This is a genomic window from Butyrivibrio sp. AC2005 (genome assembly GCF_000424145.1).
Lineage (GTDB): Bacteria > Bacillota > Clostridia > Lachnospirales > Lachnospiraceae > Butyrivibrio.
In genome coordinates, this window is the sequence record NZ_AUJI01000012.1 from 113,756 (window position 1) to 138,952 (window position 25,197).

23 protein-coding genes, 1 pseudogene and 1 riboswitch are annotated in these 25,197 nt (G+C 35.9%); of the genes and pseudogenes, 23 read left to right on the forward strand and 1 reads right to left on the reverse strand.

Annotation, left to right across the window (positions count from 1 at the left end):
- The 19 genes and pseudogenes from G602_RS28545 to G602_RS31830 form a co-directional block, all read left to right on the forward strand.
- Nucleotides 1–987, forward strand: coding sequence for a vWA domain-containing protein (locus G602_RS28545; protein ID WP_049945038.1), 987 nt, complete (start codon nt 1–3; stop codon nt 985–987).
- Nucleotides 988–999: 12 nt separating this feature from the next.
- Complete coding sequence (locus tag G602_RS0104025; protein WP_026657801.1) at nt 1,000–2,484, forward strand: protein phosphatase 2C domain-containing protein; 1,485 nt, start codon at nt 1,000–1,002, stop codon at nt 2,482–2,484.
- A 5-nt stretch (nt 2,485–2,489) separates the two neighbouring features.
- Nucleotides 2,490–3,149, forward strand: coding sequence for a hypothetical protein (locus tag G602_RS0104030; protein WP_026657802.1), 660 nt, complete (start codon nt 2,490–2,492; stop codon nt 3,147–3,149).
- A 3-nt stretch (nt 3,150–3,152) separates the two neighbouring features.
- A complete protein-coding gene (locus G602_RS0104035) occupies nt 3,153–3,833 on the forward strand; it encodes a zinc metallopeptidase (RefSeq protein ID WP_026657803.1) in 681 nt (226 codons plus the stop codon).
- Nucleotides 3,834–3,857: 24 nt separating this feature from the next.
- A complete protein-coding gene (locus G602_RS0104040; RefSeq protein WP_026657804.1) occupies nt 3,858–4,862 on the forward strand; it encodes an ATP-grasp domain-containing protein in 1,005 nt (334 codons plus the stop codon).
- Nucleotides 4,862–5,584, forward strand: a complete 723-nt coding sequence (locus G602_RS0104045) for an HAD hydrolase family protein (RefSeq protein ID WP_026657805.1) — start codon at nt 4,862–4,864, stop codon at nt 5,582–5,584. The genes G602_RS0104040 and G602_RS0104045 overlap by 1 nt, the downstream gene beginning before the upstream one ends.
- Nucleotides 5,585–5,597: 13 nt before the next feature.
- A complete protein-coding gene (locus tag G602_RS0104050; RefSeq protein WP_026657806.1) occupies nt 5,598–8,519 on the forward strand; it encodes an ATP-binding protein in 2,922 nt (973 codons plus the stop codon).
- 14 nt (nt 8,520–8,533) lie between these two features.
- Complete coding sequence (locus tag G602_RS28550; RefSeq protein ID WP_049945039.1) at nt 8,534–9,736, forward strand: hypothetical protein; 1,203 nt, start codon at nt 8,534–8,536, stop codon at nt 9,734–9,736.
- The gene (locus tag G602_RS0104060; protein WP_026657807.1) at nt 9,726–9,926 is read left to right on the forward strand and encodes a DUF7675 family protein; all 201 of its coding nucleotides are present in this window, start codon (nt 9,726–9,728) and stop codon (nt 9,924–9,926) included. The genes G602_RS28550 and G602_RS0104060 overlap by 11 nt, the downstream gene beginning before the upstream one ends.
- A 32-nt stretch (nt 9,927–9,958) precedes the next feature.
- A complete protein-coding gene (locus G602_RS0104065) occupies nt 9,959–10,450 on the forward strand; it encodes a hypothetical protein (protein WP_026657809.1) in 492 nt (163 codons plus the stop codon).
- Between the two features lie 26 nt (nt 10,451–10,476).
- Nucleotides 10,477–14,127 (forward strand): FtsK/SpoIIIE domain-containing protein, encoded by a 3,651-nt coding sequence (locus tag G602_RS0104070; RefSeq protein WP_026657810.1) that lies wholly within the window; start codon nt 10,477–10,479, stop codon nt 14,125–14,127.
- A gap of 4 nt (nt 14,128–14,131) precedes the next feature.
- Entirely contained in the window at nt 14,132–14,695 is a 564-nt protein-coding gene (locus G602_RS0104075; protein WP_026657811.1) for a vWA domain-containing protein, read from the forward strand.
- A complete protein-coding gene (locus G602_RS0104080; RefSeq protein WP_026657812.1) occupies nt 14,679–15,524 on the forward strand; it encodes a tetratricopeptide repeat protein in 846 nt (281 codons plus the stop codon). The genes G602_RS0104075 and G602_RS0104080 overlap by 17 nt, the downstream gene beginning before the upstream one ends.
- 8 nt (nt 15,525–15,532) lie before the next feature.
- On the forward strand, nt 15,533–16,207 hold the full coding sequence (locus G602_RS0104085; protein WP_026657813.1) for a hypothetical protein: 675 nt from the start codon (nt 15,533–15,535) through the stop codon (nt 16,205–16,207).
- A gap of 4 nt (nt 16,208–16,211) precedes the next feature.
- Nucleotides 16,212–17,174 (forward strand): HpcH/HpaI aldolase/citrate lyase family protein, encoded by a 963-nt coding sequence (locus tag G602_RS0104090; protein WP_026657814.1) that lies wholly within the window; start codon nt 16,212–16,214, stop codon nt 17,172–17,174.
- Between the two features lie 2 nt (nt 17,175–17,176).
- On the forward strand, nt 17,177–18,292 hold the full coding sequence (locus tag G602_RS0104095) for a phosphoribosyltransferase domain-containing protein (protein WP_155829677.1): 1,116 nt from the start codon (nt 17,177–17,179) through the stop codon (nt 18,290–18,292).
- Nucleotides 18,282–19,334 (forward strand): cysteine protease StiP family protein, encoded by a 1,053-nt coding sequence (locus G602_RS0104100; protein ID WP_026657816.1) that lies wholly within the window; start codon nt 18,282–18,284, stop codon nt 19,332–19,334. The genes G602_RS0104095 and G602_RS0104100 overlap by 11 nt, the downstream gene beginning before the upstream one ends.
- Nucleotides 19,335–19,473: 139 nt before the next feature.
- Nucleotides 19,474–20,043 (forward strand): TerD family protein, encoded by a 570-nt coding sequence (locus G602_RS0104105; RefSeq protein ID WP_026657818.1) that lies wholly within the window; start codon nt 19,474–19,476, stop codon nt 20,041–20,043.
- A 95-nt stretch (nt 20,044–20,138) separates the two neighbouring features.
- Nucleotides 20,139–20,213, forward strand: a riboswitch (cyclic di-GMP riboswitch).
- 191 nt (nt 20,214–20,404) lie between these two features.
- Nucleotides 20,405–20,909: pseudogene (locus tag G602_RS31830) on the forward strand (DNA/RNA non-specific endonuclease); the annotation flags it as partial.
- A gap of 149 nt (nt 20,910–21,058) precedes the next feature.
- Here G602_RS31830 and G602_RS0104115 read toward each other — a convergent pair.
- Complete coding sequence (locus tag G602_RS0104115) at nt 21,059–22,126, reverse strand: Hsp70 family protein (protein WP_026657819.1); 1,068 nt, start codon at nt 22,124–22,126, stop codon at nt 21,059–21,061.
- Nucleotides 22,127–22,322: 196 nt separating this feature from the next.
- Here G602_RS0104115 and G602_RS0104120 point away from each other — a divergent pair, with 196 nt between their 5' ends.
- From G602_RS0104120 to G602_RS0104140, 4 genes are all read left to right on the forward strand, one after another.
- Nucleotides 22,323–22,772: a hypothetical protein gene (locus G602_RS0104120; protein ID WP_026657820.1), complete on the forward strand. Its 450-nt coding sequence runs from the start codon at nt 22,323–22,325 to the stop codon at nt 22,770–22,772.
- Nucleotides 22,773–23,068: 296 nt separating this feature from the next.
- The gene (locus G602_RS0104130; RefSeq protein WP_026657822.1) at nt 23,069–23,260 is read left to right on the forward strand and encodes a hypothetical protein; all 192 of its coding nucleotides are present in this window, start codon (nt 23,069–23,071) and stop codon (nt 23,258–23,260) included.
- 198 nt (nt 23,261–23,458) lie between these two features.
- Nucleotides 23,459–24,406 carry a hypothetical protein gene (locus G602_RS0104135; RefSeq protein WP_026657823.1) on the forward strand — a complete coding sequence of 316 codons (948 nt, stop codon included), beginning with the start codon at nt 23,459–23,461 and terminating at the stop codon, nt 24,404–24,406.
- Between the two features lie 21 nt (nt 24,407–24,427).
- Nucleotides 24,428–25,168, forward strand: coding sequence for a hypothetical protein (locus tag G602_RS0104140; protein ID WP_026657824.1), 741 nt, complete (start codon nt 24,428–24,430; stop codon nt 25,166–25,168).
- Nucleotides 25,169–25,197 lie beyond the last annotated feature (29 nt).

The window sequence follows — 25,197 nt, forward strand, 5'->3', positions numbered from 1 at the left end:
ATGGGAGATTTTTGGGATGGATTTGATTTTCCAACATTAGATCCACAAACGCCGGCTCCAACAAATGTTTCGATGCCGATAGAAACAACACCTACAATAGATACTATAACTACAAATCTTGTTAAGAGAGCTATGGTTGTATTTCTTATTGTGGATATATCAGGAAGTATGAAAGGAGCCAGAATTGGCGCTGTAAATGATGCTATTCGTAACTTACTTCCCGAATTGAAAAAGAGAGAAGCAAGTAATACCAATGCGGAGATAAAAATAGCAATAATGGAGTTTTCGAGCTCAGCGAGTTGGAAAACGCTTTCACCACAGCCTGTATCAACGTTTGTATATGATGACATTACTTATGTTAGCGGAGGAACTAATTTTGGCGCGGCATTTAATGCGCTGAATGAAAAGCTTTCCAGAAAAGCATTTTTAAATGCTGCTGCAGGTTCGTATACACCATTGATTATTTTATTAACTGATGGAAAACCTTCAGATATTGCTCTCTATCCAGAGGCATTAAATAATTTAAGACATAATTCGTGGTTTCAATATGCAACCAAAGCAGGCATTGCTATAGAGGAAGGAGCGTTGAGCCCAGAGTGTAAGAAGGTTTTGTTAGAGTTTACGGGAAATGAAAAAATGGTTTTGGAAGCTCGAAATACAAATATTTTAACTAAGCAGATTGAGCTTGTCACTCTTACCGGTGTTGATTTTGTTACACAGCAGGGATCGCTCCAAAACTCGAACAATAATGCAAGGCCATCCAATGCTACATCCTTTGGGTCAACGATGTCTAGCGCACCACAAATTCAGACTCCGCAGCAGAGCGTGCCGCCTGCAGCTTCACAGGCACCTGTTTCTACTCCGGCACCTGCTCCGGCACCAGTACCAGTACAACAATCATCTGTTGATGTACATGCAGGAGCAGATCCAGTTATTCCAGGATTAGATACGATAGATTGGGAAAATGATTTTCCTACATTTGGATAATGGGAGCATTTGATGAATAACGGCAAATATGCAGTTTTGAATAGTCATATGATAGGCGCTTCGCATGTAGCCAAGGGGTTAGCATGTGAAGATTATTCACAATCTTATCTTGATGATAGGATAGCTATTGCTGTAATCAGTGATGGGCATGGTGATAAGAATTGTTTTAGAAGTGCAGCAGGAGCCAAGATTGCTTGTCAGGCAGCAATCTCAACGATTTTGCAAATCAAAGATTACAGTGAATTAAAAATATCACCGGATAGAGTGATAACGGAAATTGAAAAGAATATCATAAAGAAATGGAATGATTTGGTTCTTGAAGATGTTCAGACCAATCCAATACAGGATGCAGATTTAGTAGGCCTCAGTGATGATGTGGTTGGCATGCTCAAAGAAGGCAGAAGACTGCAGAAAATATATGGATGTACCTTAATAGTGACGTGTATTCTTGATGATTTTTGGTTTGGAATACAGGTTGGGGATGGTAAATGCGTTTGTATCTCTGAAAACGGTCTTTATAGTCAGCCGGTACCTTGGGATAATGTTGGATGCCTAGGCAATAGATCTACATCTATATGCGACTCAAGGGCTTTTGATAGTTTTAGGTATGCTTATGGGAATGACATACCAGTAGCATCTTTTGTGGCTTCAGACGGAGTAGATGAAAGCTTTGATGAGAATGGCTTAAATAAGTGTTACTATTCCTTATCTGCTTGGGCAAAAACACTTTCAGAAGAAGAACTAAGTACAAATTTTTCTCAGTTACTAGAAAGAATTAGTAATGGCGGAAGTGGAGATGATGTTTCTATCTCTGGAATAGTTTCTTTGCAAAAGGAAGTCAAAAAGCCGGTTGCTACATCAGAACAGGTTGCTGCAAAGATGGAAGAGATTCTTGATGCAGTTAAAGAAATAGAAGGTAGATATGTTGAATTAAGAGACAAAGATACTGAGATAAATAATGATATTTCTGTAATTGAGCAAGAGATAAAAAATCTTGAGAAAGAGATTGCAGATAAAAAGAACATGATTTCAGAAAAGAGTATTGAAAGAGAAAATATTAGAAAAAACTATATTAGTATTTCAGAGCAATACAAAGAAATGATAGATCAACTTGAGGTTGCTAAAAATAGAAAAAAGCAGGTTGATGATTATTGGCGTGAGTTAGGAGTAGAAGTAACAGATACATCTGCGATTGAAGGGTATAGGCCGATTGAAATTGATACTCGTGAGCCTTTTGAAACTAAGACAGAGGAACTTCCCGACATCAGTAAAGAGTTAGATGAACTTGAGCAGGAAAAGAAAACTAATGATGTGCGAATGGATTCTCAAGAGGTTAGGCAAGAGGGGGATATTATACCGGAGAAAATACCAGAGAATATGTCAGATAGTCAGGATGAAAGAAAGATATTTTTGGCTGATAAACAACCTATTGAATCAAAAAAAACTGAGGAGTACAAAAAAACAGGGTTGTTTGGAAATCTTTTTAGGAAAGGGTAGCCGGTATGGCAGATATTCAGGGTGTAGTTTCTCAAGTGGAAGGTGCTTGTGGAAATTATAAAACAACTCAAAGTGAAATGCAGCAATTGGAAACAAATATACAAATGTTGTCTGATGAGTCTGAGCATATTGCACGTGAATTATCATCTATTGAAGATCAGGTGATTGCTCTTCAGGCTCAGGCAAATGCAGTAATGTCTAATATAGATAGCAATTCTGGAAATGAAGATTATGATAGTGGTTCTGATCTAGCCACTTTAAACAGGATTCGAGCTCAGTTACAAGGTCTTCAATCAGAGAGTGCATTGTTGGAGCAGCAGAGGATGCAGACAATTCAGCAATTAAATGCGGCACGGAGCATTTATATACAGAAAAAGGAATATCTAGACACTTTGAGGAATTATCTTGAAGCAGTAAGAACGCAAATGACTAATGCAGCAGATACACTTCAAAATAAGATATTGCAATTAGAAAATGCTATATCAGTTTTTAATGGTGCTTCCGGAAATATGTTTGGAGGCAGTGCATTACAACAGGCGGGTAATCTTAGTGGAAGTAAGAATGAATATCAAGCGAATCTTACAATTGCTCAAAATGTGTTGGAAATGATCAGAACTACTCTTGATAATCAAGGAAGTTCAAATGTGAAAGTACTTAGGAGGTAGAGGATGTCTTTTTTGTATGGATCATCTTATATTTTTGTTTTAGTAGGCTTATTAGTAAGCCTTTGGGCTTCTTGGAATGTCAAGAGAACATTTAAAAAGTATTCTCAATATGGTAATTCAAAACATGTGAGAGCTGAGCAGGCAGCGCAAATGATTCTTCGGCAAGCTGGAATTACTGATGTTAGGATTGAAAGAGTTAGAGGTGATTTGACGGATCACTATTCACCAAAGGAGAAAGTTTTAAGATTGTCGGATTCTGTATATGGATCCGAGTCTGCTGCAGCTATAGGTGTTGCAGCACATGAGTGTGGGCATGCTATTCAGCATAATAAGGGATATATGCCTTTAGCTATTAGATCAGCAGTAATCCCAGCTGCCAACATCGGATCAAAATTGTCATACCCAGTAATATTGCTAGGACTGATTTTCGGAGCAACAGGGCTACTTAATATTGGTACGTTGCTTTTTTCTTTGGTTGTTTTGCTACAGCTAGTGACTCTTCCGGTGGAGTTTGATGCCTCGAATAGAGCAATGAAAATATTGGACGATAGTAGCATTTTATATAGTCAGGAATTGAATGCTGCACGAAAGGTGCTTTTTGCAGCTGCATTAACGTATGTAGCAGCATTACTGACATCTGTTTTGCAGTTGATAAGGCTTATTCTTTTAAGAAGACGTAGATAATAGTTGTGATGGGGATAGCATGCTATGAAAAAAGTAATTTGGCTTAATCATTGGTTCAGTACTGCATATAACATAGTCTCTATGCTAAAGGAGTCAGGTGAATTTTGGGTAATAGGTTCAAATGAACAAGAGTTTTCTGTATTAAAAGAAATATGTGATGAATGGTATTCTGAACCAGACAAATGTAGTGATGAAGAATATATAGATTTTTGCTTGAAATTTTGTGATGAACATAATGTGAATGTTTTTATGCCTCATCGTCATCTGACGCTTATCAGTAGGTTTAAGGATAAGTTTGAAGAAATAAATGTAAAGGTGATGGTAGATGATTATACTATTATTTCTATTCTGAACGATAAGAAAGCATCATATGATTATTTCAAGAATGTAGAAGGAATTCATGTTCCGGATTACTACGTAGTTGATAAGCTGGAAGATTTTTTAGAGGCATATAAAAACCTATCGGACAAATATAGAAATGTATGTTTCAAATTTGTTAAAGATGAAGGAGGCAAGAGTTATCGTCTGATTGATAATCATAGAAAGGGCTACGCCGCGCTATTTAAAAAACAAAATACTCGAATGACCCTAGATTCAGTAATAGAAGCTTTGTCTGAGAAAGAAGTCTTTTCTCCAATAATGGTAATGCCTTTTTTGGAAGGTGATGAAATTAGTATAGACTGTCTTAAAACGGATAGTGGCAATATTATGGTACCGAGGGTTAAGAGTACGGCTCGTTTTGAACGAATAAGCTATGATAAAGATATCTTAAGGCTATGTACACTTGTGCTAGATAATGTCAATTTGGAATGCCCTTGTAATGTACAGTTCAAGTACATGGGAGATGTTCCGTATTTTTTAGAGATTAATACGAGGATGTCTGGTGGTGTGCACATGACGTGTAAAGCGGCTGATGTTAATATTCCTTATGTGGCTGTAAAAAAACTCATGGGACAGCCAGTTAATTGGCTGATCAACGAGAGGGAAGTCGTCATCTCACAAGTAGAGGTGCCGCTGTTTTTTGAATAATGAGAAGCTATTTTGTTGATTTAGATGGGACGCTTATTTTTTCATACCGACATTATCATGATGGTTATAAGCCCATAGAAATATACAATAATAAAGAGATATCGTTCATAGAGCACAATACATATAGCAAATTGATTCTTAAAATAACTGATGGAAGTTTTGTCCCTGTTACAAGTAGAACTAAGGCCCAGTATGAGAGGATTGATGTTTTTAAACAATATCATCCGAGTTATGCGCTACTGGATAATGGAGGCATTTTGCTTGTTAATGGTGAAGAGGACTTTTTGTGGAAAGAAGAAACACTTGAGATAATAAAAGCGTCTGCAAAAGGCTTAAAGGAAATAGAACAGTGGGCAGGCAAAATTGCGCCTACGAAAGTTCAGGATGGGCTAGTGTTATTTATTAAGCCTGAAGATGAAACTATCAGAGAAAAAATAATAAAAAAGATGGAAAGTTATCCAGAGGTTTATTGGTTTGATCATGGTAAAAAATTATATATATGTCCTAGAAATTTGACTAAAGGCAATTCGATCAGGAGACTAAAAGAAAAGTTAGGGGTAGATTGGTGTGTTGGTGCTGGTGATAGTGAAGTGGATTTTTCTATGATCGATCAAGTAGACATGTTTGTTACTGATAAGAACAATAGAGAAAAAATACAAGATGCCAATGTGGTTTTTGTTGAAGCTAAAGATATAGCATTAACTGTTCTCAATCTGAAGTGAGGGGGGCTGATAAATGGCCAAAAGTATCTATGAGATCAAAAGAATTCCAGATCTTACTCTAAGCAAATATAGTGCATTAGATGAAGATGGCGTCGATGGAGTGTTAAAGAAGCATTTGTCATTTTTGCGTCAAATTCATAGGCAGGCTTTATTGACGGGTGAGATAGTACATTGGATATATGAGTATAATCCTGCCGAAGATAAGGGTAAAAGACTGAAAATCTATTTAGAATTTGATAGTGATAAATCAAGTGCGTATGTTGATAACATGGTGCAAAACTCTGTGTTGGCTCCATATTTTGATATCGTAAGAGTTGTTCCGGAGGAGCAGTTGGAAGGCTATAAGGGATGGCTTTCTAGGTTAGATGAAAAAGAGTTAAAAAAAGTTGTTCCAGTAAGTATGCTAGACAAGTATACAAGTTGGATGAACCGTTTTAGGAATGGCGATGGTCAAGGAGAAAAAAAGCGTGACAAAATGGATGATTTTGTTACGCTTCATATGAGCCGAATTAATAGCTATTCCCATATGTCAACACTTATTAAGCGTGAAAAGTTTTCGCAGGCTGATAAGAAGGAAAATGGATTCTTTTATTCTGTAAACAAATGGGAAATAAATGAGGACGCAAGGCTTTATAACATGTTTAGCATGATGCAAAACATGAATATGCCATGTGTTTATTGTGTTGACGTAATGCCTGTAGACTACACAAATAAGATTGAAGCTCCGGAGATGCTTGGAAATGTTATGTTTGCATTACGTACAATGCTGACATTGCGTGTTGAGAAAAGCAACAACGGAACAACTTCATTTCAAAAGGATGAAAATGCAGATTACACTTTGAACAGGTACAAAGACCTAATTAAAGAAATTTCAGAGAATCCTCATTTTCAAGCTAATATTCGTGTTTATGCCGATAGCGAAGAATATGCAAATATGTTGCTGGATGCTGCTGCTTCTGAAGCGTTAGAAAAAGGATCGCATGATATACAGACTTTGCAAGGAACTTTTTCTATTCAAGATATTTTGAACAGTAAGGTATTGCCGGTATGCCATAAGAACGCTCCTATGGAATTAAAGTTTTGGCCGACTTTATTTACTATTGAGGAATTAAAGCCGTTTATTGTTTTTCCTGCATTATATCCGGGAGAGAGCATTGAAATTCCGAAGGAGACAGCTCCTGGACATGACTCCTCAGGGCTGTATTTGGGAATGGATTCAGATGGATATGAAGTTTTTATTCCGCTAAAAAATTTGCCTAAGCATGCATTTCTTGCTGGAGTACCTGGATCTGGAAAGACAAACAGTATGTTACACTTGGCTACATCTTTATATCAAAAACAGATACCTTTCTTGATTCTTGAACCTGCAAAGCAAGAATATAGGGCGTTGGTCAACAGAGAAGAGATGAAAGGGATAACGGTGTTCTCGCCATCATCAGGAACGAACTTTCTTTTGCATATCAATCCGTTTGAATTTCCGACAAAGATGTCTTTAGCTGAGCATATACAGAATTTGATAAATGTATTTGATGGTTCTTTTTCGATGGATCCTCCAATGCCTTTCCTTTTAGATCGTGCAATAGAGCGAGTATATCGCGATAAGGGATGGCTGCCATATATGATTAACAATGGTACACTTCCTTACCCAACAATGGGAGAGCTGTATAAAACATTAGAGAAGATACTTGATGAAACTGATTATGAGGGAGAGATAAAGGGAAATCTCAAATCTGTATTACAGGTCAGAATCGGAAGTTTATTATCAAGAGAAATGGGGGATGTGTTTAATGTTCCATTTTCGACTATAGCCCCCGAAGGGTGGCTTAAGAGATCTGTTGTCATCGAGTTGGAGTCAATGGGTAGTGGACCTGCAAACTTCCTTACTTTGATGCTTTCTACTCTAATTAGAGAATCATTGAAAGCAAATCCTATGACTAGAAAAGAAAAGGAAAAAACTCCTGTAAGACATGTGATTTTCTTTGAAGAGGCGCATAATCTTATTGGCCCTAAAGCAGAGAAGGATGCCGGTGAGGGTGCTAATCCGAAGATAGCTGCAACGGCATTTATCGTAAAGATGCTTGCGGAAGTTCGTGCATTGAACGAAGCGATTATCATTGCGGATCAGCTTCCTACGGCGATGGCACCGGAAGTTATAAAGAATACATCGTTGAAACTTGGTCATAGAATGACATCTGCAGATGATAGAGGGTTACTTGGAAGCACTATGTCGGCAGATGAAGTGCAACTTGAGAGAATGTCGACGTTTACTCAAGGTAAGACGTTAGCTATTTATGAGGGTTTGCTAAAGCCGTTTGAGCTTCAGATGCATCAGTGGTCGAAGGTAAACGGTGTCATTAATGATGACTTATACACTTCACCAAGCAATGAAGATTTATATAATCGGCTATGTTACGAGAACTCTCCTTTTATCGCTGATATGAAGAACAGTTTAAATATCACGCGTGATAAGATTGGAGCAATGTGGGATAGCATAATTGACGATGTTGCAGAGTTCGAAAATGACTTGAATGATCGCATCAGTTTTTCAGAGGATTTGGGAAGGCGAATTAGATCTTGCGAAGAAAAAATTGCAATATTGGAACCTGCTGGATGGCCTAAGGTGTCTGAAGAAGGAAAAGCTAAACTACTGCAGTCGCGCTTGGATTACTATGAAAGTCTTGATGATAACGAAGCGGGAATAGAAATGCTTAAGGACAAATTTAATGAAATATGCGATCAAATGGAGGAGATTATTTTTTCTTTAAGCTCTTATAAGAAGCAGAATAGGCTGTTTGAAGAAGAAATAAAGTCATTTGTTACAGAAAAACTCCTAGTATATAGGCAGTTTGCTTTGCGAACCAAGGATATATGCGGGTTTGAACGATCACAGGAACAGAAGGACAGAAGGACAAGCTTATTAAAACAATGGGAATAGTATGAGGAGTTTTCATGGGAAATAGGTTTGAAAAAAAAAGAAGTGAAGTAAAAGATGTAAAAGAAGTTGGAGAGAGGATAAAAATTGATCGAACAACACTTCGAGATGAGTATGCAGTTATGGCATCGATTGATTCAGTTATGAGCGAAATAGACGATGAAATAGCAAACGCAATAAATGAAGTGAAGGCCGTTGGAGAACGAGAAGATGACCGTTTAGAAACGGAACATCAAGAGAATGTTAAGGAAAAAGGAAGAGTGGCGAATGAGATTTCTGATGAGCTAGGAAAGCTTGAGAAAGGAACTGCTTCGCTGGAGGCTGCGCATGAACTTCCTTTTGGAAAGAAGAGTGTAGAACAAGCGAGGCGTGACTATAAAGAACAAAGTGATAAATACGAACAGCTATTAGATGAACTTGGAGAAGGTGAAGACGAAAAAGTCGATTTAGGAAGCCGAACAAGTCGGGGCATAGGTTCTTCACTTGAAGGTGCTCGAGATAATAAAGAAAATGATAGCGAATTATCAGAATCACAATCTGAAGTGGGAGGCACTATAAGTGATTGGATATCAGATACATTTTCAAATTCAAGTAATTATGATTATATTGTAGGGCATCTTTCTAAAGCGAATGTAGAATATAGACCACTCCAGATTGCGCATGGAAACAGGACTAATGAAGATATAATAAATAGATTGAGTGGAGGAGACTTAACACAAGGTTCTTGCTCATCTTTAGCATTAGCATATGCGGGGAATATTGCAGGATTCGATGTGTTAGATTTCAGAGATGGAGCAAGTAGAGATTTCTTTTCATCAAGAGACTCTATAAAGAAAATTGCATCTTTACCAATGGTTCGTTCAGTTACACTTAGTGGTACAGATGATATTGCGTCAGCTAATCAATTGATGAGAGATATGGCTCCGGGCAAAGAGTATTATCTGGCAACAGGACAGCATGCAGCAATTATAAGAAATACAGGGAATGGGTATGAGTATCTTGAATTACAACATCCATCTAATGGAAATGGATGGCATGAACTGAATGACTATATTTTAACAGCAAGATTTGGTGCTTCAAGGAATCATTCAGTTAGTTATTCAAATTTCATGATAGAAGTGGAGTCGTTAACTAATAGTCAGGAATTTTTGAATATTCTTGGTTATATAAATACCGCTGAATCAGCACAAGCGAAAGGGGTGGCTGGAAATGTCAGATAGGGATGAAAAACGAAATGAGTTTAGATGGATTGAGAATCCGGATAGAATAGGCGAAATGTTATTTACTTTTGATGGGGAAAAGATTTTTAATTTATTTAGAGATTATCCTCATGGATTAACCGATGAGCAAAAGGCGTTATTTGATAAAGAAAATCCCTATTGGGTAGAGTTTTTTAAGGATAGGAAATAACTATAATTATCTTAGAGAGGAGATTATAATTCATGGGAAAAAAACTTGACGCTATCAGACAAAAATCAACCGAAGGTAAAGAGACTTTTCGTGCTGGCCAGGAATTGGGGAAAAAAGCAGTTTCTGATACTAAGCAGATGAAGAGTATTATTGATTCTCTTCCTGCAGATGTTGACGATGAAATTGCAGCAGCTGCTAAAGCAGTTTCAGAAGGAACAAAGGCAGATGCAGAAAACTATATGCAGTCGGAGGTCAGTAATAAAGTTGAAGCTGGCAAGAAGAGCATGGAAGCATCAAGCAAAGATGCATCTGATCAGATTAAGAATAATGAAAGAGTAAAAGCCGCATTTGAAAGAATGGATGGTGTAGGAAACTTTGGACGAGGAGCTAGAGAAACTGGAAGAGGCCAAATTGACCAGTCTACGTCAGAGTTTAATGCTGCAATTTCTGAGAATGATCGTGCAGCAAATGAGGCTCAGCGCGAATTTGAAAAAGAGTTGAGCGATATTAGCAGTACTTTCTGAAAGAAGATTAGGGGAGCGAAAAAAGTATGTTGAAGACACCACTCACAGAGCAGGACATTATAAATGTAAAGGACGAGAACGCCCTTGTTATGGATATTTGGCATGAGCTTGAACGTCTTGCAAATTCATATATGCAGGAATGTACAAATATCCAAAATGGCTATAAAACAAAAGTTGAGAACATGAAAAGTGATCATGCGGCACAGATTAACCGGATGAATACAAATCATGCTCAGCAAATATCACAACTTGAGTATGAGGAAAGTTCTGCTCTAGAACAGTGGGAAAATCAATATAAAACTAATCAACGTACAACTAATCAGAAGAAGGATAATGCCCGTAAGGCACAGGAAGATGTAAAAAATAATTCTGATAAGTATAAAAGGGATATGGATGCCCAGATTGCAAATCAGAAGAAAAAACTTCAAGGCTATCTTGATGAAATTAGTAATGCTGAAAAGACTATAAAAGCAAAAAGGTATAAGAAGGTTGCAAAGAATTCTACTGAATTAGCACAGATAGATGCTACTTCTATGGAACAGCTCATGTGTCGTAATCCTAAGTTTATGGCTAAGGAGATAAATGAGCTTGATGAAAAACTTCTTAAGAAGCTTATTCATCCATCTCTGTTAAAGACTAAATGCATTGAGTTTTTCTCGCTAAAATGCAAAGCACAAGAATTGTTTGACAAAGAAATACGCGAACAAGATTCGATTATGCCTGAGACAGATAAAAAAGTTGCAGCCATGGTTGCTGAAGCTGCTAGAAGAATGCAGAATGAACTTCAGCAATTGAACAGTAATGCTGAGCAAGAAAGACAGGCATATGTAAAATATCGAGTTGAGTTAGAACAAAAGTATGCTGATAAGCGAAAGAGCTTATTTCAGCAGCAGGCTTCTACAAAACAAAATTTATTACATCAACATGAATCAGAGGATGCTCTCGCTAAAAAGAATAGAGAGGATGCTTTGATTAATGCTACAAAAAAATATCAGTCAGAGCACATCTTTAATCTTCCGCCTGCAGTATTGAAAAAATTTGTTGATTCAATGATGGTTAGAAAAGTATATGGTGCACAGGGATATCAAACAGCCAAAATTGAGCCATTAAATGTTACAGTTGGATACGTTTATTTCAAGTTTGATCAGTTTCTGACAAATAAGATAGTAAGCCAGTTTATGACGCAGAATTATGGGTTTATTTTAAAAAATGGCGCATTTGTATTTCCATATACTGTAGCAATCAATGAGAGCCTAGCTTTGTGTTACAAATATAGCAATAAGAATGCTGATATGGCAAAGGCTAATATGCAGACTATCTGCATGAATACCTTTCTTGCCACACCTCCAAATAAGATGCGATTTCATTTCTTTGATCCTCTAAAGTCAGGCCAGAGCTTTGCGGTTTTCAAGCACTTCGAAGAGGATAATTCAACGGGAACAAGCATTATTCTTGGAGGTATTCAGACAGAGGCCAATTCAGTAGAACAACAGCTCCAGATTGTTGTTGATCACATAAAAAATATGCAGGTCAACACATTTAAAGGACAATACAAGAATATACGAGAGTATAATGCTGCCAATACACTTAATCCACAACCATATAATATAGTTGGTATTATGGATTTTCCGGCTGGTTTTACAGCTAAGTCTATAGAATTATTAAGCCAGGTAGTTGCGACAGGAAAAGAATGTGGTGTTTATGTTGTTATTATGGCCAATGATGAGCAGCTATCTAATATGGATCCAAAGATTAAAGGGCAGATAACAAATATTGAGCAGATGTGTACCTGCTTTAGCATGGTAGAGCCAGGCTACATTTGTGATGAGCTTAATAATGATAATATTAGATTTTTAATAGATAAACCTTTAGATATAAAAGAAATAGTTAGTATTGCTCCGGTTATGAAAAAAGGAATCAAAGATGCTGGGCGTATTATTATTAACTATGAGCATATTGCGCCTTCACCAGCGCAATACTTAAAGTTTTCTACAGATGATGGAATATCTATTCCTATAGGTTTGAGTGGAGCAAGCGATATCCAAAGCTTAAAGCTTGGAATGCAAGGCAGTCAGTCTATCCATGCACTTATCTGTGGACAGATTGGAAGTGGTAAAAGCAGATTGCTTCATGCAATTATCACAGGTGCGCTTTTACAGTACCCTGCTGAGGAACTGCAGATTTATCTTATTGATTTCAAGAGTGGTACTGAATTTAAGATATACGCTGATTACAATCTGCCAAACTTTAAGGTAATTGCGATTGAAAGTGAACAGGAGTTTGGGCTTAGTGTATTAAGAGATATTAAACGTGAAGGTGAGCGAAGAGCTCAGATTTTTAATACTTGCACAAAAAGTGATATTACATCATATAACAACAGTCCGGATGTTCAGAGATATGGAAGAATGCCACGAGTTCTCATCGTAATTGATGAGTTCCATGTACTGTTTAGCGATAGAAATCAGGAGGTAGCAACAGAAGCATCTCAGATAATGGATGGAATTTTAAGATTGGATAGAAGTTATGGATTCCATATAGTTTTGTGTTCACAGAGTATTAGAGGTATGAACGCCATAAGTGAAGCTGCTTTGGCTCAGATTGCGGTTCGTATTGCACTTAAATGTCCTAAAGAAGATGCGGACATTGTTTTAGGAAAAGGATCTGATGCCATAGCTCAGATAGAAGAAAACGATGCTGGTTCAGCCATTTATGTTCCAGCCATTAGTAGTCCTAAAACAAATATAAAGTTCAGGGTTGGCTATTTGGATCCTCAGGTACATGTAAATCTTTTAGAGCAGCTTGATAAGCATTATACATCTAAGGGAATTAGATCAACTGCAAGAGTATTGGCATCCGATGTCTCCGATAGTCGTAGCAGTGTTTATCAGACGTACTTTGCAGGAAATGATCTTGTTGTCAAAGACAGAGTACTTCACCTCGGAGAGCCATTGAGGGTTGATGCTAATCTCGAAGTAAGATTTGATCAAACAAACGGGAACAATATGCTGCTTCTTGGAAAAAATGGACAGAAAGCTCAGAATCTGCTCTTCTTTACAACTTTGGATCTTATTCTTCAGCGTGTCGCACGCAAGAGAAGTGGAATGTCACTGCCTAACATTACTGTAATCAACTATTGTGACGGCTCTAATACTGTTCTTGATGATAAACTTCAGGATATGGGACTTAGACTTCCTGGATTTTGTGATTATCATGATGGAAGTGAAGCGGTTGAAGCTTTTGAAGATGTATATGAGAGATTTGCTAGAAAAACAACATCAGATCCTGATGAATGGTTGATTATTTCGCAGCTTGCATTAGCAAGTGATTTTCAGGGCGGAAGTATTTATGGTAGTAATAGGGAATATGCGAATAAGTTTGAAGAGTTATTAAGAGATGGCCCTTCAAAGGGCGTATTTGTAATAGCTTGGTGTGATGATCCAGCGCTATTCCGTGCGAAATTTGATAATACGTTTAGCTTCTTTGGAAAAAGAGTTGTGTTTGATGTATCTAAAGAAGACGCATTGGCGCTTGCAGACATCGTGAATGATGATAGCATCAATAAAAATAATGCATATATTTGGCAAGCAGGAAAAGGAAAAGAAAAATTCCGTCCATATTCTACGCCGATGACAAAGTGGGTAGAATCCATATGCGATGAGAAGATTAATAAAGAGTAATTATATGGCAGGTGTAGATTATTTTTATATTGTTATTGATGTTTCAGAAAGCATGCAGGGCAATAGAATTGGTGCAGTGAATGATGCGGTGAATAATATCGTTTTTAGATTAAAAAGGATTAAAGCTGCGAAAGGTATAATACCTCAGATTATCTCACTGACATATTCTGTAGATGTTCAATGGTCAACACCGTTTCCTGTTGATGTTGTTTCTTTTGTGTATTGTGATCCGTTAGTGGTAGGGAAAGCTTCTAATATGGCAAAGGCATTATTGGAGCTAGAAACAAAGTTAGATAGGCAATCACAGGCTGTATCAGCACAGGAATCTAACACCACAATCATTTATTTTACTGATGGGTTAGTTACTGACAATTTAGCTGAAGCAAGAGATAAACTTTTTAATAATCGAGTTTACAAGGAAGCTAAGAAGATAGCTGTAACTTTTGGTGACGAATTGACCCTCGATATAGCCAAAGAAAATTTATTAACCATATTAGATAGCGAAAAGGATATTGTTGTTGATGATTTTGTTGAACTGAACAGGATTATTTTTGAACAATATAAATGATGTTATGGATAAGTATGAAAAACTATCAGATACGTTAAAAACCATATATGGTACGAATCCGGAGTGTTTTGAAAACGCTAATAGGTTGTATGCTATAATTTTTGACTATCTTGCATATGACAGGGACTTGATGGCGGAAATAAAGACTGTCTTGTTAGATATTTGCAGAGAATTTCAAGCATGTAAGGAAAGTGTAACCATCGATTTTGAAAAACTGGTAATTAACGTCTTTGAAACACAAAAAAGCAAGGTTGATCAGGAGGTATGTGAATCTCCCGAAGATTACTATAAACTGGCATGTGCATGTAAAACCGTAAAAGGCATTGTAGACGAAGAAACTTATAAGAATAACTTAAAAAAAGCTTCGGATTTGGGCCATTGTATAGCGATGCATACGGTGGCTCGTTTGCTCTTGAAGGGTAAGTACTTTAGAAAAGATATTCAAGCTTCTCTGGAACTATTTCAGAAATGTGCTGAAAATGGGGATGCATACTGTTTTTATGAAATGGCAGAAGTATATTTGAGAGAGCTTAACGATAAATTCAATCATTTTACTTATTTAAAAAAAGCTGTAAATGCAGGGGTTCAAGAGGCTATTTATGATCTTGCTATGGTTTATTATTCTAATGGATCCCCTCAGGACTACTCTTCTGCAGCAGAATTGCTAAAGAAAGCAGTTACTAATGGTGATATCAATTCAATGTATCAATTAGCGTTATGTTACAGATATGGGCATGGAGTTGAAAAAAATATGACAGAAGCTATGGGATTACTAAAGAAGGCTGCAGAATTGGGACATTCAAAAGCAAAAGAAATAATTGGGGGATGAGTTATATTATGGAACAGCGTAATAGAGATGGAATAATCATAGGAATGTTGGTTATACTTACATACTTTTTGATTTATGCGTTTTTAGGTAATTCTAGCATTGTGACGTCATTAGGTGGACTGCCTTTAATTGACTGCACAACTGATATTATAAGGAATGGTTTTTCTTCCGGGGCGGTAGCACAACTAACACAGGACTTCGCGCAGACAATTATTGTTATTTACATAGTGGTATTTGTTGAGAATCTAATTCCTGGTAATGGAAATAGAGGATTGAGAGGATTTGCTCTAATGTTACTAGGATATATTTTTCTATATCTTTTCGCTATGTGGGTAGTTAGACATATTATTTTTACATCGCTTATGAATGACATTATCAGAATGTTTGTTTCTATATTTTTTGTTGTTACTGGAGGCTTAGGGGCCCTAGTAGCTTCGCCCCTTAGACGTATATTTACTGAGAGAATGGCAAGAAGTTATCTAAATGATTATCTTATGAATAGTAGAATAGTCAGATGGCTTGCGGATGCTTTTTTTATTGCTACATTCATACTTTTTTTAGCTGCTGCTATTGAAATGGCAGTAGGATTGCCTTATTTCTTTACTGCGGTAGTAGCAGGTTTTCCGGCCATAATTACCATAATAATTATGCTGGCATTATTATATTATATGATTAGGATGTGAAAGAATGATAGATGAGATTTGTTACGAGGTTGGAGCACTTTTATATTCTCCAGCATTGAATAAAACGGTTGCCGATTCTATAGTCGAAGAGAAATTTGGGAAACAGTTTTCTTTGGCACTATGCTTAGAAGATACAGTTGCAGATGGGTTTGTGGAGCAGGCTGAGTTACAGCTATTGAATACAATTTATAGGATAAGAAATGCAAGGGAGAATAAGAGGTTTTATTTACCTAAAATCTTTATTAGAGTAAGAAATCCAGAGCAACTGCTTCGAATTCATGCAGCATTAGTTGAATGTTGTGATGTGATCACAGGATATATTTTTCCTAAATATTCAGTTGATAATATGGAAAGATATAATGAGTATATCTGCAAAATCAATGATGAATCAAATAAAAAAATATATATGATGCCTACACTAGAAAGTAGAGATATTGTAGATTATACGACCAGATTCGAGTCATTGGTGGCGGTAAAGAAAGCAATAGATAGTGTTAAGGAATATGTTTTGAATGTACGTGTCGGAGGTAATGATTTCAGCAATGAGTTTTCCGTGAGGCGACATTATGATGAAACAATATATGATATTTTGCCAATAGGTAACCTTTTGGCAGAGATACTTACGCTTTTCTCTAGAGAATATATTGTTTCTGGACCAGTATGGGAATTTTTTGCTAGCGATAACAATGAATGGAAAGAAGGTTTAAAAAGAGAAGTAGCTAAGGATCGCCTTAATGGTTTTGTTGGTAAAACAGTAATTCATCCAAAACAGATTGAAGTAGTAAATGAGGCATTCAAAGTGTCCAGAAAGGACTACGAGGATGCCAAGATAATACTTGGCTGGGATGAAACAAAAGCATTACAAGTAGGGAAAAGTGCTGGCGGAGACCGAATGAATGAGGTAAAGACCCATGGGAATTGGGCTTTAAAAACTATTATGTTGGCAAGGATATATGGGATAAGTTAATTATGTACAAGGTGGAAGATTTAGTAAGAATTGCAAAACGAGAAAAAAATAAAAAAAGATCATATCTGTTTGTGAATCCTCTGCAGGGTAAACACATCCCAGCAAATCCAATTGAAGTAGATCAGCTATGCGCTACATTGGCTGAGAAAATAGATGTAGATTATGGCTCCAGGAGAAAATTTGTTATTGGTTTTGCCGAAACTGCAACAGGAATAGCAGCAGCTACATGTAGTCATATGGAAAATGTGATAGCCTATGAGCATACAACCAGAGAATATAATGAAAAACATGAATACATATATTTTACAGAATCACACAGCCATGCAAAGGAGCAGCTTCTTGATAGACGCGGATTAGGACAGGCATTACAGAAAGCAGAAATAATTATCTTGATAGATGATGAGATTACAACTGGTAATACTGTATGCAAATTGATTTATCAGATAAATAAGGAATTTGGCTTTTCTGGTTCATTCGTTATTGCTTCATTTGTTAACAGTATGACAAATGATCGTATCAAAGAGTTGGAAGCACAAGGGATAGAGTGCAGATATGTAATAAGAATTCCGCATGAATATAAGTCAGAACTAGCAGAATCGGTAGGTGAAGAAGAAAATACAGATGTTTGCTTTGACCGTGAGGATTATGTTGAATCTGTTAGTTTAACAAAGATAAAGTTTAATCCAAGAGAAGCAGTTAGTTGGGATGAATACTTTAAGAATTTGAACTCTGTAGCAGAGCAGATTGCTTATAGTATAAACATAAAATCGTTGAGCACTGTTGGAGTTATAGGTACAGAAGAGTTTATGTATCTAACTATTCTTCTAGGAGAGAAGCTAAAGAATCGTGGTGTTTTAGACGTTAGAGTTCATTCCACTACAAGGAGTCCCATAGTTCCGTCATGTCAGGATGGATATCCTCTAAACGCTAGATATAAATTACACAGTCTTTATGATTCGAAAAGAGTGACATATATATATAATCTAATTCATTATGACAAGGTTCTGATTGTTACAGATGGAAATGATAATAATGATGGATTGCTTGATCTTTTTTCTGCAGTAAAAAGCGTTGGTAATAAATCCATCACTATTTATAGGTGTGAATATGAAGAGTAGTTTTAGAGATGAAGATGTGACTCTTTTGTTAAAAGACATAACAGGTATTGTGGAACCCCTTCCTACTAAAGAGCGTGAACAAAGAATACAGAAGGGGACTCATTATTCCGAGATGCTTCCGTTGGAATATAAACCAACGGAAAAATATATACAAATATATGAGGAAACACTGGAGGTGTTTGGGCAAACAATTGCAGATGCTATAGCAATTGTTTCAGATAAGATTGTACAGAAAAGAGGAGAATCTGTAGTTATAGTTTCTTTGGCACGTGCAGGCACTCCAATCGGGGTGCTAATAAGTAGATATATTCGGGCGAAGTATGGCTATATATGTCCTCATTACTCTATTTCCATTATCAGAGATAGGGGGATGGACAGAAATGCAGTGAACTATATATTAGAAAGACATAATGCGGCGTCAATACAGTTTGTGGATGGATGGACTGGTAAGGGAGTGATCTATAAAGAATTAAAGAAAGAAATACAGCATTACGATGGAGTATCAGATTCTTTAGCAGTAGTTGCTGATCCTGCATATATTACTGATTTATGTGGTACACATGATGACATTCTTATTCCTAGCTCGTGTCTTAACAGCACTGTTTGTGGGCTGATTAGTAGAACTTTTTTGAGAAATGATGTGATTGGTGAAAATGATTTTCATGGAGCAGCATACTATGGTGAATTAATGGCTGAAGATCGTACTTATGAGTTTATTGATCATATAGAAAGTCGTTTTTCATATGAACCAATTATTGAAAAAGAAGAAACCATCACAACTGAAGGTGTTACTGACGTTGACACATTATCTATGCGATATGGCATCGATAATATAAATTATATTAAACCTGGGATAGGTGAAACTACACGAGTGCTTCTAAGACGTGTTCCATGGAAGGTCATAATTAGTGAACAATACCGCAATACTAAGGAACTAGAACATATCAAACAACTGGCATTGGAAAAAGATGTCCCTATAGAATATACTAGTCTTAAGAATTATAAGTGCTGTGGACTTATAAAAAAATTGTCAGATATTTAACGAAGTAAGACAGGTTAATCAATGAGAACTATTATGAAGTTTGACAAATAAGAGGTAGTAAGTTTATTCTTGTCTATACTTATTCCATGTATTGTTTGCAGACTTGCAAATAATGATACAAGAAAAAAGAGGTGTATTTATGAGTGCGGATAAAAATATATCAGGTATAGTTTTAGTTCAATTTGGCTGGAATGCTTATTCTAAACAACGTTCGGGTGGGCTTATTAGTGGAATTTTAAGTGGTGATTCTTCAATTGATTGTGATTCCAGGGCCATATTTTGTAAAAAAAATGGTAAGCCGGTTTCCATGAATGTTGGAGAAGCATGTCTATATTATGGAAATGCTGACATGTTTGCTTCATCAGCTATACATTTTGGTGATAATAAGACTGGTGGAGCTGGTGTAGATGAACAGATGCAAATAGATTTAGATAAGATTCCAGAATCTGTGGATGAGATAGTATTTACACTGGACTTATTTAAGGAAAAAAAGAAAATAGGTGCAGGGAAAATACAAGAGTCATATATTAAGATTATTGATAAGAGTTCTGGTGAAGAGAAGACTCGTGGTGAAATAAAAAATTTGAGTAGCAATGCCAAAATAGTCACTGTTGGTAGGCTTCAGAGAAATGGGGGCAAATGGAACTTTGTTTCTGATGGTACTATGCAAAGTGTAAACAATATTGAGGATTATTTGTGTCAGATGTGAGTTCACCCTGATACAATTGAGTGGTTTCGGATTTTTAAGATTGAGTTTATTTCTATTTTGTTGATTTTTTGGTGGGTAGATATATAATTAAGCAAATCATATTATAGTAAAACCGGGGTGATCCGGCGACACAAAGCTATAGGGGCTTAATGAGCCAGCCAGTTGCAACAACCTTAGTAATTAGAACAGAGCCTCTTGAAGAGACTCTGTTTTTTATGGAGACTTTATATGCATAACAAAAAGAAACATAAAAAGTTTACAAAAAGTTATTTGCCTTTTGCTATTATCTGTTTTGGCATTGGTATGGTTTTATAAAACAAATGTTTTTAATGCATATGCATCTATTGAAGATGATGTGGTAGGCGCTTATTCTGGAAGTGCTTCGGTGGAAATAAACAATAACAAACCTATGTTCAATAATGAAGATATTACAACTGTTTCATATGAAAAGTATGGTGACCTTGATAATCTTGGTAGATGTACAATAGCGATGGCTTGTATCGGAATGGATTTGATGCCAACTGAGGAAAGAGGCTCAATAGGAATGATTAAGCCTATAGGGTGGAATCAGAACAAGTATCCGGATATTGTGGATTCAGATCCACCTTATTTGTACAATAGATGCCATATGATAGGCTTTCAGTTAACTGGCGAAAATGCCAACGAAAAAAAATCTTATTACGGGCACGAGATACATGAATGTAGAGGGTATGCTACCATATGAAAATCAGGTTAAATCATATATTGAGAAAACAAACTATCACGTCATGTATAGGGTGACTCCGATCTTTTTCGGAGATAATCTATTGTGCGATGGGGTACAGATAGAAGCATATTCTGTTGAAGATAAGGGAAAAGGGGTACTCTCCATGTAAAAGGTGTAATCCATGAGAGCTACTATTCTTTATTTTGTATTAGAACAACGTACTAAATAATAGCAAGAGAGGTTGTATGTATGAATTGCAAGCCGCTAATTAGTACGTTGGTCTTTTTATGAGAAAGTAGCTTTGGGTTGTTACAATAATGTATAGGGGATGATGATATTCTGAGAATCATCGCTCACAGAAACCTTAATGCGCATATCAATGTCTATATCTACTGTGACCCAAATTTGGTGACCTTCAAAATTTTCAGGAATACTAAATTCACCAATAATCGTGTCGTATTTACGGTTTATATAATTGCCTTCATAGATAAATAGTTCTGGTTCTGTAGATACTAATAAGCAATCAGCACGTTTGGTTGGAAGATGGGTATAATAATCTACTAATTTTTTGTGCTCACCATTTTCACCTAAACAAGCAGATATGGCCTTGTTTTGAGTCGACATTATTAATGTTGCAGCAATAATACCTTCAACATGATTTGCTCTAATAATCGCACCTTTAGAAGCTGAAGAAGAAATATTTAATCGTTTAATACAAAATATAGTTTGAAAAGCTGCTGTAAATAATTTTGATATTGCATCATTGCCCCCCGAATTATTCAAAAATAGAAATGATCTACTGTCGATCATTTTATGAATATTAAGATCATTGTCAAATTGGTGAAGCTCGGAGCCTATTCTATCCTTTAGCTTTATCTCATCTTTTTCTGAAATTATTGAATTTATAAGTATAGTAGTTGTTCCAAGCATTTCAAGAACGTTATCGATGTATATAAAAGCAGATAATTCCGCATAATTAGAATAAATACTACACACTAAATTAATGAAACAATCGTTATTATATGTTAAGGGATCAAAGCAAATTTCTTCGCAGATTGATAAAGCAATGCTTGAATTACTATTCATAATTCTTAATGGGGCAATTCCTGTTAATATAGATACATCTCGCAATAAACCATACTGAAAATTTGTACAATATTCAGGAACAGAATAAACAGCTTTATCAACAGTTGAATTAAGCATTTTTTCTGCAGTATTTTTGATCCCTTTAATTAAAGGAAGCAGGGTTGATTTATTGTTGAAGACATTATTTGTTCTGAATCCGATACTTTCCTTTATATAATATGTCTTGATTGCATTATTTTGAAAAAATGAATATGAAATAATATCTGAAGAGAGGTCTATTCCTAGGGTCATTAGATGATAATCCTTCCATTTTTTGCTGAATAATAGTATCTATGCTGCGGTTGTGTGACAACTTATCAAAGGCGATATATATATTATATTACTAAAGCATGGCAGTTGTAATATAATAATAAACGAGAAAGCATATTTTTACATTCATTTTTGTGTTTTGAGTTCGTACTGATTACAGCATAGGGAAGGGGTTAGTGTGGGATTATTCGATTTTTTAAAACGGAGGAATAAAGGACAGACATTCCAGAAGTCTGATTTAAATATTAAACATCCGCCTTATTATGTTTCAGAATGGGGAGAGGCTCGCTACTTCTTTGAACATCAATATTTGAGAGATCAATTTTTTTCAAACACTAAGCTGTTTACTGATGTAATAAAGCGCAGAAATGCTCTTTATGATATGTCATGTTTGGTAGCAAGAAATGAGAATCGTCCCAATCCGTATCGTGAATCTGATTTTGAAGTGGATTTTTTGAGGTGGAATTCGGACATAAATCTTATTAGTGTAGGTTTGCCTACGCCTAAGTACGAACCTTTGTGCTATCGCATTCATATGTTCTATTCCGATAATTATACTAATTTGGGTTTTTATACAATTGAGAGTGGCAAATATGATAATGGTTTTTTTATGCGGGTGGAACAATGAGGGTAAGCATTTAAATTATAATGAGATAGAATGTCCCATATGGGATAGTCAAAAAAAGGCGATGCAAAAAGTAATTGAAGCCAATGTTTTGATTATGCTTCATTCAGATATTTATAAACTCAATTCTGAACGAGAGTGAGTAAATAAAAGATGTACCTTCTGCTTAAAACATAATAGTAATTGGGGCATCTTTCTTTTGTGATAAACAAAACTTTATTGTTATTTTAGATATGGATAACAAGTTTTGATGTACCATATATTTGTAACTTGATTTTTAACTAAGGAGGTAAACTACCATGAGAAAATCGTATAGTTCTAAATATTGTGGTACCTGCAAAAATTGGTGTGGTAAACAAAAATCAGATACTATAAACAGAATGGTAGATTTTGATGATAACGAAAAAGCAAAATGTTCAGCTGTTAATGATGGAGCACTTAAAAGAGGCGGAACTCAGACCTCTTGCTCTAAATGGGCGCAACGTTTCTGAAATGTATTTTGCAGCAAAAACTTTACTTATTATATGATAATTTATATTTATGAAGGATGTAGTCAGATGGATTGCATCCTTTTTGACTATATATTTTTATAAGACTATAACATTATTTGCCTAAAGTAAGATGATTTTATACTATATAAATAGTACTTAGTATTGATATAAAATGTTCTGGATATTTGGAGAATTGCTATGAAATATGGACTGAAAAAGATAATAATAAGTTTTGTTATATGTGTTGTACTTGTGCTGGGGATCATATTGGGAATAGATATTTATAAAAAAAATATTTATATGAAGCCAATGAGTCCTACTGAAGAAGGAGAAAATTCAACAGAGCATAAAGAAAATATAGAAGAATCAACTAAGGAAGCTACTTTAGGCAAAGAGATGTATGAAAATGAGTCAGATCTTGAAGAAAAGATTCCTGCAGCTATAGGTTCATATAAACCTACCGAAGTTTACAATTTCTGCAAAGATCAGAGTATTTCAGATGCATTATTTAATTGTACTGTAAATCAAAACGCAGACTATTCTAAAGAGGGTGCCATAGATCTTGGTGAAGTTTTTCCTGATAATTATAAAGATATCGACCTTGACGGAGATGGGACGACTGACTCTATCTCTAGAGTCATAGGTCACACTGGAGATGGTTGCATATATAGCTTTGAATTTGGTAACGGTATTAGTTTTGTTTCTGCACCTTATACCATAGTACCTAACGAGGGAGAACTTATTTCATTCCACGATTTTGATAATGATAATGTTGATGAGATTCTTATTACTCATATCACAGAATCGACAGCTGGACCAGTTGCATGGAATTGCGAATTATATACCTGGACTGGTAGTGGATGGGAGTCACAATGGGCAGTCGATGAAAATGGTGCTGTTAGTTTAGCAGGAGTAGACGATGTACTATCTGGAGAAGGCAATTCTTATTATGTGAGAGATGTTGAGTTTACTGATGATGGCATCATGTATTTAATTGATTATGGTTATAAAAATGGAGCTGAGGTGATACTTGATCTTGAAACCATACAAATTAAGTTTTTGGGTAAAGAGATATATATGGAAGAGCGCTCCGATACTGATAAACGAGATGAATTGACAAATAAAATCTGGCCATTGGGAATATGAAAATAAGAAAGGTACTCATTTATGACAACATTTCGAAGTTTAGAATGTAAGTGTGCTGTTTGTGGTAAAACAAGTGAATTCGATGTGCTTACAAGTACAAATAGTGATGGAGGACCAGATTTAGATACAAGACCTGCCGAAATGTATAGGAGTACTATGGATTTATGGATACAGGAATGTCCAAGGTGTAAATATGTTTCTAGCGATATCTCAAAAAAACACGATATTTCAAGAGAGTTACTTAAGTCCATGAGTTATCGGTGGTGTGATGGCCACTTTTTCAGATCCTTTTTAGCCAAAAGGTTTTATAGATATTACCTTATAGCTATGGAAGAGGGGAATAAACAGGAAGCTTTTTATGCAATTCTTCATTGTGCCTGGGTTTGTGATGATAAAAAAGATAAGCGAAATGCTATAAGCTGTAGAAATCTAGCACTTCCTTTAATAAATTGTATGATAGATAACAGCTCTGATGACTACTATTCGGATGATATCAGCTTTAGGCGCTCTGGTAACGAAAGCTTAAAACTATTAAAAGCTGATATAATGAGACGTTCCAAGCATTTTAATGAGATGATTGAAGAATTTTCATCATTGAAATTTAGCGATGAGCGCATGAATGATTATCTCAAATTTGAGTTGGAAAAAGCGAAGATAAAGGATGATAAATGTTATTGCACAGATGATGTGCCTTCAAATGGAAGCGGCCAAAAAGAAAGTTTAAAACGGGTACGTATTATGCCAACAGGTTCAGATGTATAGAAAAAAGTATAACATTTACTGAGATTTTC

Coding starts and splice junctions, on each gene's coding strand:
- G602_RS0104050 (WP_026657806.1), top strand. CDS start 5,598: ATGGCCAAAAGTATCTATGAGATCAAAAGAATTCCAGATCTTACTCTA.
- G602_RS28550 (WP_049945039.1), top strand. CDS start 8,534: ATGGGAAATAGGTTTGAAAAAAAAAGAAGTGAAGTAAAAGATGTAAAA.
- G602_RS0104105 (WP_026657818.1), top strand. CDS start 19,474: ATGAGTGCGGATAAAAATATATCAGGTATAGTTTTAGTTCAATTTGGC.
- G602_RS0104130 (WP_026657822.1), top strand. CDS start 23,069: ATGAGAAAATCGTATAGTTCTAAATATTGTGGTACCTGCAAAAATTGG.
- G602_RS28545 (WP_049945038.1), top strand. CDS start 1: ATGGGAGATTTTTGGGATGGATTTGATTTTCCAACATTAGATCCACAA.
- G602_RS0104025 (WP_026657801.1), top strand. CDS start 1,000: ATGAATAACGGCAAATATGCAGTTTTGAATAGTCATATGATAGGCGCT.
- G602_RS0104075 (WP_026657811.1), top strand. CDS start 14,132: ATGGCAGGTGTAGATTATTTTTATATTGTTATTGATGTTTCAGAAAGC.
- G602_RS0104135 (WP_026657823.1), top strand. CDS start 23,459: ATGAAATATGGACTGAAAAAGATAATAATAAGTTTTGTTATATGTGTT.
- G602_RS0104045 (WP_026657805.1), top strand. CDS start 4,862: ATGAGAAGCTATTTTGTTGATTTAGATGGGACGCTTATTTTTTCATAC.
- G602_RS0104085 (WP_026657813.1), top strand. CDS start 15,533: ATGGAACAGCGTAATAGAGATGGAATAATCATAGGAATGTTGGTTATA.
- G602_RS0104030 (WP_026657802.1), top strand. CDS start 2,490: ATGGCAGATATTCAGGGTGTAGTTTCTCAAGTGGAAGGTGCTTGTGGA.
- G602_RS0104115 (WP_026657819.1), bottom strand. CDS start 22,126: ATGACCCTAGGAATAGACCTCTCTTCAGATATTATTTCATATTCATTT.
- G602_RS0104095 (WP_155829677.1), top strand. CDS start 17,177: ATGTACAAGGTGGAAGATTTAGTAAGAATTGCAAAACGAGAAAAAAAT.
- G602_RS0104060 (WP_026657807.1), top strand. CDS start 9,726: ATGTCAGATAGGGATGAAAAACGAAATGAGTTTAGATGGATTGAGAAT.
- G602_RS0104070 (WP_026657810.1), top strand. CDS start 10,477: ATGTTGAAGACACCACTCACAGAGCAGGACATTATAAATGTAAAGGAC.
- G602_RS0104140 (WP_026657824.1), top strand. CDS start 24,428: ATGACAACATTTCGAAGTTTAGAATGTAAGTGTGCTGTTTGTGGTAAA.
- G602_RS0104100 (WP_026657816.1), top strand. CDS start 18,282: ATGAAGAGTAGTTTTAGAGATGAAGATGTGACTCTTTTGTTAAAAGAC.
- G602_RS0104065 (WP_026657809.1), top strand. CDS start 9,959: ATGGGAAAAAAACTTGACGCTATCAGACAAAAATCAACCGAAGGTAAA.
- G602_RS0104035 (WP_026657803.1), top strand. CDS start 3,153: ATGTCTTTTTTGTATGGATCATCTTATATTTTTGTTTTAGTAGGCTTA.
- G602_RS0104040 (WP_026657804.1), top strand. CDS start 3,858: ATGAAAAAAGTAATTTGGCTTAATCATTGGTTCAGTACTGCATATAAC.
- G602_RS0104090 (WP_026657814.1), top strand. CDS start 16,212: ATGATAGATGAGATTTGTTACGAGGTTGGAGCACTTTTATATTCTCCA.